General features: G+C 43.3%; 12 protein-coding genes. 11 read left to right on the top strand and 1 reads right to left on the bottom strand.

Going from position 1 to position 15,528, the window contains the following annotated elements:
- Window positions 1-5: 5 nt before the first annotated feature.
- From secD to glyA, 3 genes are all read left to right on the top strand, one after another.
- Entirely contained in the window at window positions 6-2,165 is a 2,160-nt protein-coding gene (gene secD, locus ROSEINA2194_RS14710) for a protein translocase subunit SecD (RefSeq protein WP_007889128.1), read from the top strand.
- An 81-nt stretch (window positions 2,166-2,246) separates the two neighbouring features.
- Window positions 2,247-2,528, top strand: a complete 282-nt coding sequence (locus ROSEINA2194_RS14705) for a DUF1294 domain-containing protein (protein ID WP_007889126.1) — start codon at window positions 2,247-2,249, stop codon at window positions 2,526-2,528.
- 116 nt (window positions 2,529-2,644) lie between these two features.
- The gene (gene glyA, locus ROSEINA2194_RS14700) at window positions 2,645-3,883 is read left to right on the top strand and encodes a serine hydroxymethyltransferase (RefSeq protein ID WP_007889124.1); all 1,239 of its coding nucleotides are present in this window, start codon (window positions 2,645-2,647) and stop codon (window positions 3,881-3,883) included.
- 172 nt (window positions 3,884-4,055) lie between these two features.
- On the opposite strand, the gene ROSEINA2194_RS14695 is transcribed toward glyA, so the two are convergent.
- A complete protein-coding gene (locus ROSEINA2194_RS14695) occupies window positions 4,056-4,562 on the bottom strand; it encodes a flavin reductase family protein (protein ID WP_007889123.1) in 507 nt (168 codons plus the stop codon).
- Between the two features lie 240 nt (window positions 4,563-4,802).
- Between ROSEINA2194_RS14695 and ROSEINA2194_RS14690 the strand changes: the two genes are divergently transcribed.
- From ROSEINA2194_RS14690 to ROSEINA2194_RS14655, 8 genes are all read left to right on the top strand, one after another.
- Window positions 4,803-5,855 carry a branched-chain amino acid aminotransferase gene (locus ROSEINA2194_RS14690; protein ID WP_007889121.1) on the top strand — a complete coding sequence of 351 codons (1,053 nt, stop codon included), beginning with the start codon at window positions 4,803-4,805 and terminating at the stop codon, window positions 5,853-5,855.
- 382 nt (window positions 5,856-6,237) lie between these two features.
- Window positions 6,238-8,058 carry a glutamine--fructose-6-phosphate transaminase (isomerizing) gene (glmS, locus tag ROSEINA2194_RS14685; RefSeq protein ID WP_007889120.1) on the top strand — a complete coding sequence of 607 codons (1,821 nt, stop codon included), beginning with the start codon at window positions 6,238-6,240 and terminating at the stop codon, window positions 8,056-8,058.
- A 138-nt stretch (window positions 8,059-8,196) separates the two neighbouring features.
- A complete protein-coding gene (locus tag ROSEINA2194_RS14680) occupies window positions 8,197-9,459 on the top strand; it encodes a peptidoglycan-binding protein (protein ID WP_044928334.1) in 1,263 nt (420 codons plus the stop codon).
- Window positions 9,460-9,605: 146 nt separating this feature from the next.
- On the top strand, window positions 9,606-10,343 hold the full coding sequence (truA, locus tag ROSEINA2194_RS14675; RefSeq protein WP_007889115.1) for a tRNA pseudouridine(38-40) synthase TruA: 738 nt from the start codon (window positions 9,606-9,608) through the stop codon (window positions 10,341-10,343).
- 39 nt (window positions 10,344-10,382) lie between these two features.
- Window positions 10,383-12,137: a single-stranded-DNA-specific exonuclease RecJ gene (gene recJ, locus ROSEINA2194_RS14670; RefSeq protein ID WP_007889112.1), complete on the top strand. Its 1,755-nt coding sequence runs from the start codon at window positions 10,383-10,385 to the stop codon at window positions 12,135-12,137.
- A gap of 16 nt (window positions 12,138-12,153) precedes the next feature.
- A complete protein-coding gene (locus tag ROSEINA2194_RS14665; RefSeq protein ID WP_044928330.1) occupies window positions 12,154-13,092 on the top strand; it encodes a methyl-accepting chemotaxis protein in 939 nt (312 codons plus the stop codon).
- A 65-nt stretch (window positions 13,093-13,157) separates the two neighbouring features.
- The gene (locus ROSEINA2194_RS14660; protein ID WP_007889108.1) at window positions 13,158-14,099 is read left to right on the top strand and encodes an alpha/beta fold hydrolase; all 942 of its coding nucleotides are present in this window, start codon (window positions 13,158-13,160) and stop codon (window positions 14,097-14,099) included.
- Between the two features lie 36 nt (window positions 14,100-14,135).
- On the top strand, window positions 14,136-15,476 hold the full coding sequence (locus ROSEINA2194_RS14655; protein ID WP_007889106.1) for a DUF1002 domain-containing protein: 1,341 nt from the start codon (window positions 14,136-14,138) through the stop codon (window positions 15,474-15,476).
- Window positions 15,477-15,528 lie beyond the last annotated feature (52 nt).

Genomic DNA, 15,528 nt, shown 5'->3' with positions numbered 1-15,528 from the left:
AAACAATGAAGAAGAGTAAAGCAGCAGTCATACTGGCAGTGATCCTTGCAGCGTTTGTGGGACTTGCCTATTATGCATCAATTATTCTTTCATCCACTGGAGTCGGCGAAGATATGTCAATTCCTCTGGGACTGGATCTCTCCGGTGGTGTTTCCATTACTTATCAGGTAGTGGACGAGAATCCAAGTGCTGAAGATATGAGTGATACCATTTATAAACTTCAGAAACGTGTAGACAGTTACAGTACAGAAGCTTCCGTATATCAGGTTGGAGACGACAGAATTACGGTTGAGATCCCTGGTGTGCAGGATGCAAATGAGATTTTAGAGGATCTTGGAAATCCGGGATCTTTAGAGTTCCAGATGCCGGATGGATCAGTTTTCATGACCGGTGACATGGTGGAAGATGCTCAGGGAGCAACAGCGACCGACAGATATGGAAACAAACAATATATTGTATCTTTAAAGTTAACAGACGAAGGTGCAAAGATATTCGGTGAAGTAACAAGCGAGAATATTGGCAAGAACCTTCCAATCGTATATGATGGGGAGACGATCAGTTATCCGCAGGTGCAGAGTGCAATCACAGGTGGTGAAGCACAGATCACAGGAATGTCTTCTTTTGAAGAGGCAGATAATCTGGCAACCCAGATCCGTATCGGTTCTCTTTCTTTACAGCTTTCCGAGTTAGAGTCCTCTGTCGTAGGAGCACAGTTGGGAAGCCAGGCGATCGCCTCCAGTTTAAAGGCAGGTGCGATCGGACTTGCGATCGTCATGGTATTTATGATCGTGATGTACGCAGTACCGGGTATTGCAGCATCCTTAGCGCTTGCAATTTATACAACTTTAGTGATCGCAACCTTATATTTATTTGATATTACACTGACGCTTCCGGGTATCGCAGGTATTATCCTTGGTATCGGTATGGCGGTGGATGCGAACGTTATCGTATTTGCACGTATCCGCGAGGAGATCGCAACCGGAAAATCGGTCCAGACATCTATGAAGATCGGTTTCCAGAAAGCGATGTCAGCTATCTTAGATGGTAACATTACAACCCTGATCGCATCTGTTGTGCTTATGGCGTTAGGTTCCGGTACCGTAAAAGGTTTTGCCTATACGTTAATGATCGGTATCATCCTTTCCCTTTTTACAGCAATGGTTGTGACCAGATACATTCTGTATTCTCTGTATGCATTGGGACTTAAGAGTGAAAAACTTTACGGTCGTGCAAAAGAGAGAAAGAGCATTGATTTTATTGGAAAAAAAGCAGTATTCTTTACAATTTCCGGTATCATTATCGCTGCCGGACTGATCAGTATGGGAGTACATTCCGCAACAGAGGGCAAGGCATTGAACTATGGTCTTGACTTTATGGGTGGAACTTCTACAACGGCTGATTTTGGCAAAGATATGACCATCGAAGATATCGAGAATGACATCGTTCCTTATGTGGAAAAAGTAACCGGGGATTCCGATGTGCAGGCAACAAAAGTAGAAGGAACAACACAGGTTACAATTAAGACACGTACCTTAAGTCTTGATGAGCGTCAGGAATTGGAAGATACACTGGCAGAAAATTGTGATGTGGATGCATCCACCATCACTTCCCAGAGTATCAGTTCTACCATCAGTGGTGAGATGCGTTCCGATGCATTGAAAGCGGTTATCGTGTCCTGTATCTTTATGTTACTTTACATCTGGTTCCGTTTTAAAGATATCAGATTTGCAGCAAGTGCGATCCTTGCATTGGTTCATGACGTTCTTGTTGTGATCACAGTATATGCACTTGTGCGTATTTCTGTAGGAAGTACTTTTATTGCATGTGTTCTTACCATCGTAGGTTACTCTATCAATGATACGATCGTTATCTTTGACCGTATCCGTGAGAACCTGGCATTAAAGACCGGAAAACAGACTGCGGAGGAATTGCGTGAAGTTGCAAATAAGAGTCTGACACAGACATTGTCCAGAAGTATTAATACTTCTATCACGACCTTTATCATGGTTGTGATGCTCTACATTTTAGGTGTGGCAAGTATCCGCGATTTCTCACTTCCACTTATGGCAGGTCTTGTATGTGGTGCTTATTCTTCTATCTGCATCGCAACAGAGCTGTGGTATGTCATGAAAGTACATTTAGGAAAAAATAAAGCAACAAAATAGTTGTGAAATAGGAAAACGGCTGCCTTCTGGCGGCCGTTTTTGCATTTCACATTTACAGAAAAAACGAAGGGAGACAGGAGAATGCAAAAAGGACTTTTGATCTATCTGATTATTATGAATCTTGTTGGACTCGCAGTGATGGCAATGGACAAAAGCAAGGCGCGGCATCATACGTGGCGGATATCGGAAAAAACACTTTTCCTTGTGAGCATTTTAGGCGGCAGTGCCGGAACGTGGGTCGGCATGTATCTGTTTCATCATAAGACAAAGCACTGGTATTTTGTGGTGGGAATGCCACTTATCCTGATCTTGCAGATATGCATCGCGGCATTGATCGGGAATATGCATGGATTTGGGATGTGATCAATGCATGGTTTGCGATGTTTTATAAGAAATAGAAAAATAAATTAGCAATTGAATATTTTCAGAAAGTCCTTTATAATGAAGTTTAAAATCTGGCGGAAGACAAGGAGGAGTTTATGTACACATTAGAAGATATTCAGGCAGTGGATATAGAAGTCGCACAGGCAATTACCGATGAACTTGACAGACAGAACAGTCATATTGAGCTGATCGCATCCGAAAACTGGGTAAGCCCGGCGGTTATGTCAGCAATGGGAAGTGTCCTGACGAATAAATATGCGGAAGGTTATCCGGGAAAGAGATATTACGGTGGCTGCGAGTGCGTGGACGTTGTGGAAGAACTGGCAAGAGAGCGCGCAAAAGAATTATTTGGGTGTGAGTATGTCAATGTGCAGCCACATTCCGGTGCGCAGGCAAATATGGCGGTGCAGTTTGCAATTTTAAAACCGGGTGATACGATCATGGGAATGAACTTAGACCATGGTGGACATCTGACACATGGTTCTCCGGTCAATTTTTCCGGAACTTATTTTCATGTAGTACCATATGGTGTCAATGACGAGGGATTCATTGATTATGATAAAGTGGAAGGACTTGCAATGGAATGTAAACCAAAAATGATCATTGCAGGGGCATCCGCTTATGCGAGAACCATTGATTTCAAGAGATTCCGTGAGATTGCAGACGCATGTGGTGCAGTGCTCATGGTCGATATGGCGCATATTGCAGGACTTGTGGCAGCAGGACTTCATCCAAGCCCAATTCCATATGCACACGTTGTGACGACCACGACACACAAGACATTGCGCGGACCGAGAGGTGGAATGATTTTAAGCAGTCAGGAAGTTGCGGACAAATATAACTTTAACAAGGCAATTTTCCCGGGCATTCAGGGCGGACCACTGATGCATGTGATCGCAGCCAAGGCAGTCTGCTTCAAAGAGGCATTGCAGCCGGAATTTAAGGTTTACCAGCAGAATATTATTGACAACGCACAGGCACTCTGCAAGGGACTGATGGATCGTGGAATTAAGATCGTATCCGGTGGAACAGACAATCACCTCATGCTCGTAGATCTGACCAATTATGATCTTACCGGAAAAGCAGTTGAGAAACTTCTGGATTCCGTCAACATTACCTGCAATAAGAATACCATTCCAAACGATCCGAAATCTCCATTTGTGACAAGTGGTGTACGTCTTGGAACTCCGGCGGTAACTTCCCGCGGATTAAACACGGATGATATGGATCAGATCGCAGAGGCAATCGCAGTGATGATCAAAGAGGGTGAGCCGGCAGCCGACAAGGCAAAGGCAATCGTGAAATCTTTGACAGAGAAATATCCATTGAAATAAAATAAATTTTTTTGTCGAATAAGAAGTGGTTATCTGCTTCATGAGTAAAAAAAGCCTCCCGATAAAAATGAGGGAATTGCAATGAAAGGCAATCCGGATCATTTTTGCCGGGAGGCTTTTGTGATTTAGGAATGCAGCGTTTTGCAAAAAAATCAGAGCTTAGCAGAAATGATCATCTTGCGAGCACATCAATGATCTGACCAACGTACATGGTGTGCATGTCACCGTCTTTGTACCATTTGTCAGCAATCTCGGAATCAAGGAAGGAATCATCCGTGATTCTGGTAGCAGACATTTTTTCACATACCAAGACGAGATTTCCCTCGTCAATGTATGGGATTCCATGGCGGTAGTCCACGGAAAGACCTGCATTTGCAATCTTATCTTCGTTTCGACCGGAATGGGAGCCACAGTAATTCAAGGCATCATGGTACTGGTCACTTACAAATGTAAGGGAGAAAAAGTCTCCGGCATCGATCAGTTCCTTGGTATATCTGGAATCACGGACAAAAACATAGACAACATTTTTGCCCCATAAAACACCAACACCGCCCCAGCTAATGGTCATTGTATTGGATTCCTGTTTATTTCCGGCTGTGAGCAGCGCCCATTCTTTGCCGATTTTTGTAAATGGATTCATGTCCAGCATGTCAACTGGAATTGGCTGAAATGTATGCATAGGGATCACCTCTCATAATTTTTTTAGGTAGTTTTATTATATTACAGGAGAGTGGAAAAGTCACTTGAAAAAGAAAATAAAATCAGGTTATAGAAAATAAAACAGATAATAACTAATAGTTATACATAACATAAGGCTTCGGAATAATCTTGACATGAAAAAAAGAAAGTATCATAATGGTTGTCAAAGTTAATTTCCCAAAAGTGTAATGGGAAAAGGAGGATATTATGGATATCAGATTTGAAAAAAAGACCGGTATTAAAGGAGAAACCAGACCAGAAGAATCTTGGTTTTGGTAAGTATATGACAGATTACATGTTTGTCATGGATTGGACAAAAGAAGACGGATGGAAAGATGCAAGAATCGTTCCGGAAGGACCTATCACAATGGATCCGGCATGTGTGACACTTCACTATGCACAGGAAACATTTGAAGGTATGAAAGCATACCGTACGGCAGAAGGCAAAATCCAGTTGTTCCGTCCAGAGATGAACGCAAAGAGAATGATCAATTCCAACGCAAGACTTTGCATGCCGGAATTCCCGGTTGATATGTTTGTCGAAGCAGTGGAAGCACTTGTAAAAGTAGAAGCTGACTGGGTTCCATCTGAACCAAACACTTCCCTTTATATCAGACCATTTATGTTTGCAACAGAAGCAGCACTCGGCGTACATATGGCAAACGCATACAAGTTTATGATTATCTGCTGTCCGGTAGGTGCTTACTATGCAGCAGGTCTTAATCCGGTTAAGATTCTGGTTGAGGATGAACTTGTCCGTGCCGTAAAAGGTGGTACAGGCTTTACAAAATGTGGTGGTAACTACGCAGGTTCTATTCTGGGACAGGTGAAAGCAGAAAAACTTGGTTATGCACAGGTTCTCTGGTTAGATGGTGAGCATCGTAAATATGTAGAGGAAGTTGGAACCATGAACATCATGTTCAAGATTGCCGGTGAAATCTACACAGCACCAATCGAAGGAACCGTTCTTCCGGGTGTTACAAGAGATTCCATGATCCATCTGCTCCGTGACTGGGGCTACAAAGTAAATGAGACAAGACTTTCCGTAGATGATCTGATGAAAGCCGGACATGACGGTACATTGGAAGAGGTATTCGGTACAGGTACAGCAGCCGTTATCTCACCAGTTGGAGAACTTCGTTACAAAGATGATGTTGTGACAGTCAACAACTTTGAAATTGGAGAACTGACACAGAAATTATATGATACCTTAACCGGCATCCAGTGGGGAAGAATCCCGGATAAATATGGCTGGACAGTAGAAGTAAAATAACTTCTGGACATTTTTCACATATCATAGTATAGTAATCATGTTATAGATGCCTTCATAGATGTAGCAGCATTTATGAAGGCATTTACAATATATATAGCACATTGATAATCGAATAAGGTTTATATTTTCAGATATGCGATCCTGTCTGTGACTGATTGCAGACATTTAGGTTTCTCTTCTAGCGCCATGTACCTGTGAGGACGACCATACACAGGTTAACGAGGAAAAGGGTTATCGAAAATTCGGCGGACGCCCTTTCGTACTTCCCAGTGCGAGATATGCCGGCAAATATGCAGGTGACTGCAAAACAAATACGGTATAATGGGACAATTGAATTCGAATATGATTTAAATTTTAAATAGAAAAGAAGAGGAAATTTAATATGTGTGGAATTATAGGTTATACAGGCAGTGAAAACGTAAAAGATGTTTTATTAGATGCGTTGGAATTATTAGAGTATCGTGGATATGACAGTGCGGGTATTGCAGTGAAAGACGAAACTTCCCATGTGACAAATGTTTATAAATGTGCCGGAAGAGTAAGTGATTTAAGAGCAATTTGTGATTCAAAGAAGATTTTGTCTGCCTGCGGTATCGGACATACAAGATGGGCAACTCACGGTGGAGTTACAGACCAGAATGCACATCCGCATCAGCAGGGAAAAGTGACTCTGGTTCATAACGGGATCATCGAAAACTATCGTGAGCTGATCGCCGATTACGATTTGCAGGAAATCCTTCATTCTGAAACAGATAGTGAAGTTGCGGCTGCATTATTAAATCATTATTACAAGGGAGATCCAAAGGAGGCGATCAAAAAAACAGTGAGCAAATTAAAGGGTACCTTTGCGCTTGTGATCCTGTTTGAAGATCAGCCGGATGTGATCTACTCGATCCGGAATGTCAGCCCGATCGTTGCAACCATATGCAAAGAGGGAGCAATGCTTGCATCAGATCTGACTGCACTCTGCCGTTTTACAAATGAATACTTTGTTGTACCGGAATATCACATTTTAGAGTTGCACAAAGATCATGTGGTACTTACGGATTTAAATGACAATGTGGTAGAACCGGAATTTTTGTCCGTTGACTGGGAGTTGAACAGCGCGGGAAAGAATGGTTATCCATTTTATATGGAAAAAGAGATTATGGAGCAGCCGGAAGCAATCAGGAATACGATCAAAGACCGTATCGTGAACGGTCTGCCTGATTTTACCTCGGATGGTGTGCCGGATTCTCTTTTTACAGACTGTGACAGAATCTGTGTGGTAGCATGCGGAACAGCCATGCATGCGGGACTTGTGGCACAGGCTCTTGTAAAATCTATCGTTCATGTGCAGATGGACGTAGAACTTGCATCAGAGTTTATGTATTCTGATCCGGTCATTGATGAGAAAACATTGGTGATCGCAGTATCGCAGTCCGGTGAGACAATTGATACCTTGGAAGCATTAAAATATGCGAAGAGACAGGGCGCAAAATGTTTATCCGTTATCAACGTAAAAGGTTCTTCCATTGCAAGAGAAAGTGATTATGTGTTATACACCGCAGCAGGACCTGAAATTGCAGTGGCAAGTACAAAAGCTTACACAACACAGCTTTCCGTATTTTATCTTGTGGTTGCAAAAATGGCATTATTGCGAGGTGTCTACACAGAGGAGCAGACAAAGAGCTTTATCGCAGAATTAGAGCGTGTTCCGGAAGTGATGCAGAAAGTATTGGAGAAAAGACGTGACATCCATGTGATCGCAAAGAAGATTCTGGAAGCAAAGGATCTGTTTATGATCGGACGTGGACTGGATTACTCTATTTTACTGGAAGGATCATTGAAACTGAAAGAGGTTTCTTATATTCACTCTGAGGCTTATGCCTCCGGCGAATTAAAACACGGACCAATTGCACTGATCACGACTAACACACCGGTTGTTGCAACGGTAACACAGGAAAAACTCATGTCAAAAGAGCTTTCCAATATTAAGGAAGTAAAATCCAGAGGTGCAGATATTGTATTATTTATCAAAGAGGCACTTTCCGGTGATCTTGATACCGAATATCAGGTGATCAAGCTTCCGGATATGCAGGATGAATTTATGGTTTTACCTGCATCGGTTGCATTACAGCTTTTAGCATATTACGTGTCATCCGATAAGGGATTTGATGTTGATAAGCCAAGAAATCTGGCGAAGGTAGTTACGGTAGAGTAAGAATTAAGTTTTGGGGGATTTGGATAAAGAACGGAAATAAAAATTGAGAAGTTGGGAAATCGAATGTTTTGCACAGGAAGCAGAACAGGATTGCATGTCTGAGCATATAATATAAGGAAATGTATGAAGAGGTTGTTCATGCCAGATATCAAATATGCCCAGACAGAGGCTGTAGATAAAGGAAGCCTCAAAGTAGAAGTACTTACAAACCGGACCAGAAGACCGATTGAGGGAGCAAGAATCACCATTTCCTATTCTGGAGATCCGGATTCCACGGTGGAGGAGGTAAGCGCGGATGATTCGGGAATGTCGGAAAAACTTACGCTTGATGCGCCTCCGCTTGAATACTCGATGGAACCCTCCGAAAATCAACCATTTGCCCAATATACAGTCAAAGTTACCGCACCGGGATATCGTCCCGTCAGTATTTCGGGCGTTCAGGTTTTTTCAGAGCAGCTCGCATTGCAACAGGTGCGAATGGCGGAAGAAAATGAGGAAGAAAATCAAATAGATTCCATTGTGATTCCGGTCAATACGTTGTTTGGCAATTTCCCGGCAAAAATAGCAGAGTCCGAGATCAAGCCTGTCTCCGACTCAGGGGAGATCGTGCTGAGTAAAGTGGTGATCCCGGAATTTGTCGTTGTTCATGACGGACCGCCATCGGATCCCAATGCGGCAAATTATTATGTCCGTTACCGGGATTACATCAAAAATGTGGCATCCAGCGAGATATACAGCACGTGGCCGGACAGCACGCTGCGTGCCAATATCCTTGCAATCATGTCCTTTACATTAAACAGGGTTTACACGGAATGGTACCGGAACAAAGGCTATAACTTTACGATCACAACATCCACTGCTTTTGACCAGAAATTCGTTTATGGAAGAAATATTTTTCAGAGTATCTCGGATGTGGTAGATGAAATGTTCCAGAATTATCTTTCCAGACCGAATGTGAGACAGCCAATCCTGACGCAGTATTGTGACGGACAGCGCGTGACGTGCAGCAACTGGCTGAGCCAGTGGGGAAGCAAATATCTTGGGGATCAGAACTACGAAACGATAGAAATTCTCCGTTATTATTATGGTGATAATATGTTTATCAATACAGCGGAGGAGATTTCCGGTATCCCGGCATCCTGGCCGCGGTATAATCTGGAAGTGGGAGCTGCCGGAGATAAGGTCCGGCAGATCCAGGAACAGTTAGCGAGAATCTCGCAGGCTTATCCGGCAATCCCGACGATCACACCGGATGGGATTTACGGAGAGGCAACGAGGGCAGCAGTAGAAAAATTCCAGTCTATTTTTGGCTTGCCTGTGACGGGAGTGGTAGATTACCGTACCTGGTATAAAATATCGGAGATCTACGTTGCGGTGACAAGGATTGCAGAACTGGTATAAAATGCAGAGTAAATGTGCCGGGGGATTGGTATTTTTCAGTTCCCCGGCACAAAAACGTTTCAGGACAGATCGCAGACTAGGATTTGAGTGGAAAGTGTGTTAAACTAAAAGACAGTTTAAATTGCAGTAAAGCAGGGATAAAAAGTATGAACAACTATAAAATCACAATCCAGTATGACGGAACAAGATACAAGGGCTGGCAGGGGCAGAACAGCACCGGTCTGACCATTCAGGGAAAAATAGAAGCAGTGCTGGGACAGATGGCAGGACACGCGGTGGAAGTCATCGGTTCGGGGAGAACGGATGCGGGCGTGCATGCCAAAGGCCAGGTGGCAAATTTTCATATTGAGGAGCATTTTACGGAGGGAAAGATCCTGTCCTATCTGAATCATTATCTGCCGGATGACATTGCCGTTATTGCGGTTGAGCAGGTGGACGAGCGTTTTCACAGCCGTTACGCCGCAAAGAAAAAGACCTACCGCTATCACATCCATATGGGAGAGATCTCGGATGTTTTCGAGCGGAAATATGAGTACCAGTATGAGAAAACACTCGATGTGGAACGCATGAAAGAAGCTGCTTCCTATCTGATCGGAACACATGATTTTACTTCATTTTGCGGAAATAAGAAAATGAAAAAAACGGCAGTCCGCACAATTTATGAGATCAATTTTACGAAGAAAGGGAATGATCTCTGGATCGATTACCGGGGGAATGGATTTTTGCAAAATATGGTGCGGATCCTGACGGGTACGCTGATCGAGGTCGGGGATGGCAGGAGAGCGCCGGAGGAGCTGCCGCAGATCTTAGAGAGCAAAAACCGGGAGAACGCAGGCTATACAGCACCGGCATGTGGACTGATGCTGATGGAAGTGCATTATTAAAAGATAAATTCATAAGAAAAAACAGGCAGCAGGTGTTACATGGAAAAATGGTTTGTAATCAACAAAGGGGCTGATTTTGAAAAGCTTGGAAAAGAGTTCGGGATCAGCCCTGTCACAGCGCGTCTTATCCGAAACCGTGAGGTGATCGGGGAGGCGGCATTTGAAAGATATCTCTATGGAAGTTTAAAGGATTTATACGATCCACATTTATTGAAAGATGCAGATCGTTTGACAGATATTTTAAAAGTTAAAATAGAAGAGCAAAAGCCGATCCGTATTATCGGCGACTATGATATAGATGGAGTTATGTCAACCTATATTTTATACCGGGGAATTAAACACTGTGGTGGAAATGTTTCCACGCAGATTCCGGACCGTATGAAGGATGGCTATGGAATCAATGAGAATCTGATCGATCAGGCAAAAAGAGACGGAATGGATACCATTCTTACGTGCGATAACGGAATTGCTGCAATCTCAGAGATTGCGCATGCCAAAGAACTTGGGATGACCGTGTTAGTGACCGATCACCACGAGATTCCCTATACAGAGGAGAACGGGGAAAAGCAGTTCCTTCGCAGCAACGCAGATGCAATCGTGAATCCAAAGCAGCAGGAATGTGCGTATCCTTTTAAAGAGTTATGTGGAGCAGCAGTCGCATGGAAAGTGCTGCAGGTATTGTATGAAAAAATGGGTTTTGCCCTGGAAGAAACCTATGAATTTCTGGAAAATGTCGCATTTGCAACCGTTGGCGATGTCATGGATCTGACAGACGAAAACCGCATTTTGGTGAAAGAGGGATTAAACCGCATTCACCGCACAAAAAATCCGGGGATGCGCGCCCTGATCTTTCAGAATCATTTAGAACCGGAGCAGATCAATGCATATCATTTTGGTTTTGTGTTAGGACCGTGTATCAATGCGAGTGGCAGACTTGATACAGCAAAACTGTCTCTGTCTCTTTTTTTACAGGGAGAGGAAGAGGCAGCAAAAACGGCAAGGGAGCTTGTGGAGTTAAACCAGCAGCGCAAAGATATGACAGCAGATGGCGTCGAGGAGGCAAAACGTGTGGTGGAGGAACATTACATGTCGGATAAAGTGCTTGTCATTTATCTGCCACAGGTGCACGAAAGTCTTGCAGGAATCATTGCAGGGCGTATCCGGGAGGCTTATCATAAGCCGGTATTTGTGCTGACGAAGGCGGAGGAGGGCGTGAAGGGCTCCGGGCGTTCCATTGAGGAGTACTCCATGTATGAGGAACTATGTAAGTGCAGGGAACTTCTGGAAAAATTCGGCGGACATCCGATGGCGGCAGGATTATCTCTTCCGGAAGAAAACGTGGATAAGTTCCGTGAAAAAATCAATGCCTGTGCAAATCTCACGGAGGATGACCTGATTCCGAAGATCAAAATTGATATTCCGATGCCAGCAGCGTATGCGGATGCCGGTCTTATCCGGGAATTTGCAGTGTTGGAGCCTTTTGGAAAAGCCAATATCAAGCCGCAGTTTGCCGATAAAAATCTGAGTATCACAAGGGCTTTTGTGGTCGGGAAAAATCAGAATGTGTTGCGGCTGAACCTGCTGACAGCCGCCGGTGAGGCAGTAACGGCAGTCTATTTTGGCGATATTGAGGCGTTCAAAGCATATTATGCAGAAAAGTATGGAAGTGCGGAAGTGGAAAAAGCTTTTCGCGGACAGATAAACAAATTGAGGATAATGATTGTGTACTATCCGGAGATTAACGAGTATAATGGAGTGGAAAGCGTACAGGTTATCATTCGAAATTATCAGTAAAACTGGAGGATGGCATATGTTTGGTGGAAAAAAAGCAAAAGAACTGGAAGAGGAACTTCTGGCATTACAGGAAAAACAGAACCGTCTGCAGGAGCGGATTTCTAATATTGCAAAAGCAAAAGACAGCGCAGAAGAGACAGTGGTGCAGATGACGATCTCAAAAACGGAACTGGATGAGACCATTGCGGCAGTTTCAGAGGAATTGGAATTGTTAAAAGAGTGTTCAGAGGCAAATTCAGGACAGACCGTACTGTTGAAACAGCAGCTAATGAAAAAGAATGAGCAGAATACAAGACTGCAGCAGGAAAAAGAAGAACTCCGCCGGCAGATGAAAGATGAGCATGGGGAAATAGCCAGAGTTGTAGAGCAGAACAAGCATGTCACAACACCAATGAAGGAGATTGCATCATTTTATGAGGCATATTGTCAGGAGAGAAAGTCTGTTGGGGATGCGTTAAAGAAACTGGCAGATATCTCACAGAATATGGGAGTTCTGGCACTTGGCGCAGCAATTGAAGCAGGACGCATGGGTGAAGATGGAAGAAAATTTGTGGCAGCGGCAGAGGAAGTGCGTTTGAATGCAGAGCAGTATACTTCGGCAGTTGCAGATGTGCTTACGAAAATCAGTGGTTTTGAGGAAACTGCCACAGCGGCAGAGAAACAGATCCAGCTGTTAAATGATCTTTTAAAAGAAAATAACAGCGCCATGGTAAAACTTCTGGAAAGCAGAGACACGGAAACGATGGAAACGGATCATGAAAATGTGGAAAAAGAAACAAATATTGAAGAAATATTAGAAAGTCTCTGTCAGGGTGAAAATGAATTTTTCGAAGTGCAGAGCAGAGTGTTATCCAAAGCAGAAACACTGCGTCAGGAATGGAAAGAGCACAAAGAATGTGCAGATGAATTAGAACACAGTGTGGAGGAGATCCATCGTTTTGTTCAGGCGGAATAAAGAAGCCACAGGTTAAAAAACAGCATTTACTTACAATCACAAAAAGAGTAAGAGAGGGGAAAAGTATGGCAAAAGAGGAGAAGTTTACATTTTTATCAGCGGATGGCAAAACAACCATCCATGCAGTCAGATGGATTCCGGAAGATGGAAATTATGAGGCGATTTTACAGATCACACATGGCATGATCGAGTTTGTGGAGCGTTACAGACCATTTGCTGATTTTTTAACTAAGAATGCTTTCATGGTGGTGGGACATGACCATTTAGGACATGGGGATTCCGTTGCGTCCAGAGAGGACTGGGGATATTTTGCGGAAAATCCGAGTGACACGGTGATCGCAGACATGCATACACTGCGCACAATGGTTCAGAAAGAAAATCCGGGTGTTCCTTATTTTATGATGGGACACAGTATGGGATCTTATATGCTTCGGAAATACCTCACCGTTTACAATGATGATTTAAGAGGGGCGATCATTATGGGAACCGGTTGTGTGCCGGACAGTATGACTAGACTCGGAATCAATGTATGCAGATTCCTTGCAAAAATTTTTGGCTGGCATCACAGAAGCAGACTGGTAGAATCGCTGTCGTTTGGCGGACCATATAAGAAATATGATCTTTCCGGAAAAACACCTTCCAACAGCTGGCTTACAAAAGATGAGGATATTGTAAAATTCTATTATAACGAACCGCGGTGTACGTTCAAGTTTACATTAAACGGCTATCTGGGGCTGATGGAAGCGGTTCTCTACGATAATCAGTTGGAAAATGTGAAGAAAGTACCAAACAAGCTTCCAATTTTTATTGTATCTGGTCAGGATGATCCGGTGGGAGATAACGGTGTCGGTGTGAAAAAAGTGTATGATCTCTTCAAAGAGGCAGGTTCTCTGGATATTACATATAAGCTCTACGAAAATGACAGACATGAAATCTTAAATGAGACAGACCGCGATAAAGTGTATGCAGATCTTCTTGCATGGATGAGAGTGCGGATCGATACGTAAATAAAAAGAGAGGGAAAAAAAGTGAAGAGAAAGAGAATGACAAAGAGAATTGCAGCAATTATTTTAGCAACAGTGATGATGATACCAACACATGTAACATCATTTGCAGCAGATGCTTCTGCGCAGAACACCGCAGGGCAGGAGGCAGGCAATGCCACATCCGGTGATTCCCAGACAACACAGTCGGAGAATCAGGCGGCAACGCAGAATGACAGCAGCACAACAGGTACAGATACCAATGCTGGTTCAACCGGAACTACAACTACACAAAACAGCTCTGCTTCAGATACGAAGAACAGCACAACAAATAATTCTGCTTCGGATGCACAGAGCAGCACAACAAATACTTCTGCTTCAGATGCACAGAACAGCACAACAAATAATTCTGCTTCAGATGCACAGAGCAGTACAACAACAAATTCCGACAGCACAAATACTTCCACCAGTGGCACAACCGATAATATCACAGGTGGGGTAACGGTAGAAGATGATAAAAAATCCACAGAAAATGTGACTGGAGATGTCATTGTGGATGAGAATAACGATAATGTTGAGATTAAGAAAGATGATAAACCTTATCTTGCACTCGGTGCGGATTTGTCCGATGACCAGAAAAATACCGTATTATCCCTTATGGGAATCGATCCTGCCAATCTGGCAAATTATAACGTGACTTACGTTACAAATGCACAGGAGCATCAGTATCTGGATTCCTATGTGGATTCTTCCAAAATTGGAAGCAAGTCATGGTCTTCTGTCGTGATCGTAAAACGTAAAAAAGGAAATGGATTAAACATTTCTACGAACAATATCACATACTGTACCGTTGGTATGTACAAAAATGCGCTGACAACTGCTGGAATTACAGATGCAGATATCATCGTTGCAGGTCCTAAGCCAATTTCCGGAACCGCTGCACTGGTTGGAATCTTTGAGGCATATGAGGCAATGACCGGGGAAGCAGTACAGGATAACGTTGTAGATGCAGCGTTAAATGAACTTGTTGTCACCGGAGAACTGGAAGCTTCCATTCAGGGTCTGACCGATCAGGAAGTGGAGGAGTTTATTGCTTACATCAAGTCACTGATTGCAGAAAAGGGACTGACTGACGAGAAGAGTATCAACGAAGCAATTGATGAAGCCTGTGATAAATATGGCGTCACTTTATCGGATGATGAGAGACAGAAGATAGTTGATCTTCTTTTGAAAATCACTTCTCTGGGAATTGATTTAAGTGGACTGGTGGATTACGCAGCATCTCTTTACAATTCCTTTAAAAATGGAGGAAGTTCATCCGGAATCATGGCATCTATTGGTAATTTCTTTGGAAATATCTTTAGTGCGATTGGGGAGTTCTTCAAAAATCTGTTTAAATAACCGGAGTTTTAACGTATGAACTGCCGCTTGTGGGTGGTGTTACGGATTTTCA

This window comes from Roseburia inulinivorans DSM 16841 (assembly GCF_000174195.1).
Lineage (GTDB): Bacteria > Bacillota > Clostridia > Lachnospirales > Lachnospiraceae > Roseburia > Roseburia inulinivorans.
This window is presented reverse-complemented; position numbering and strand designations above follow the sequence as displayed.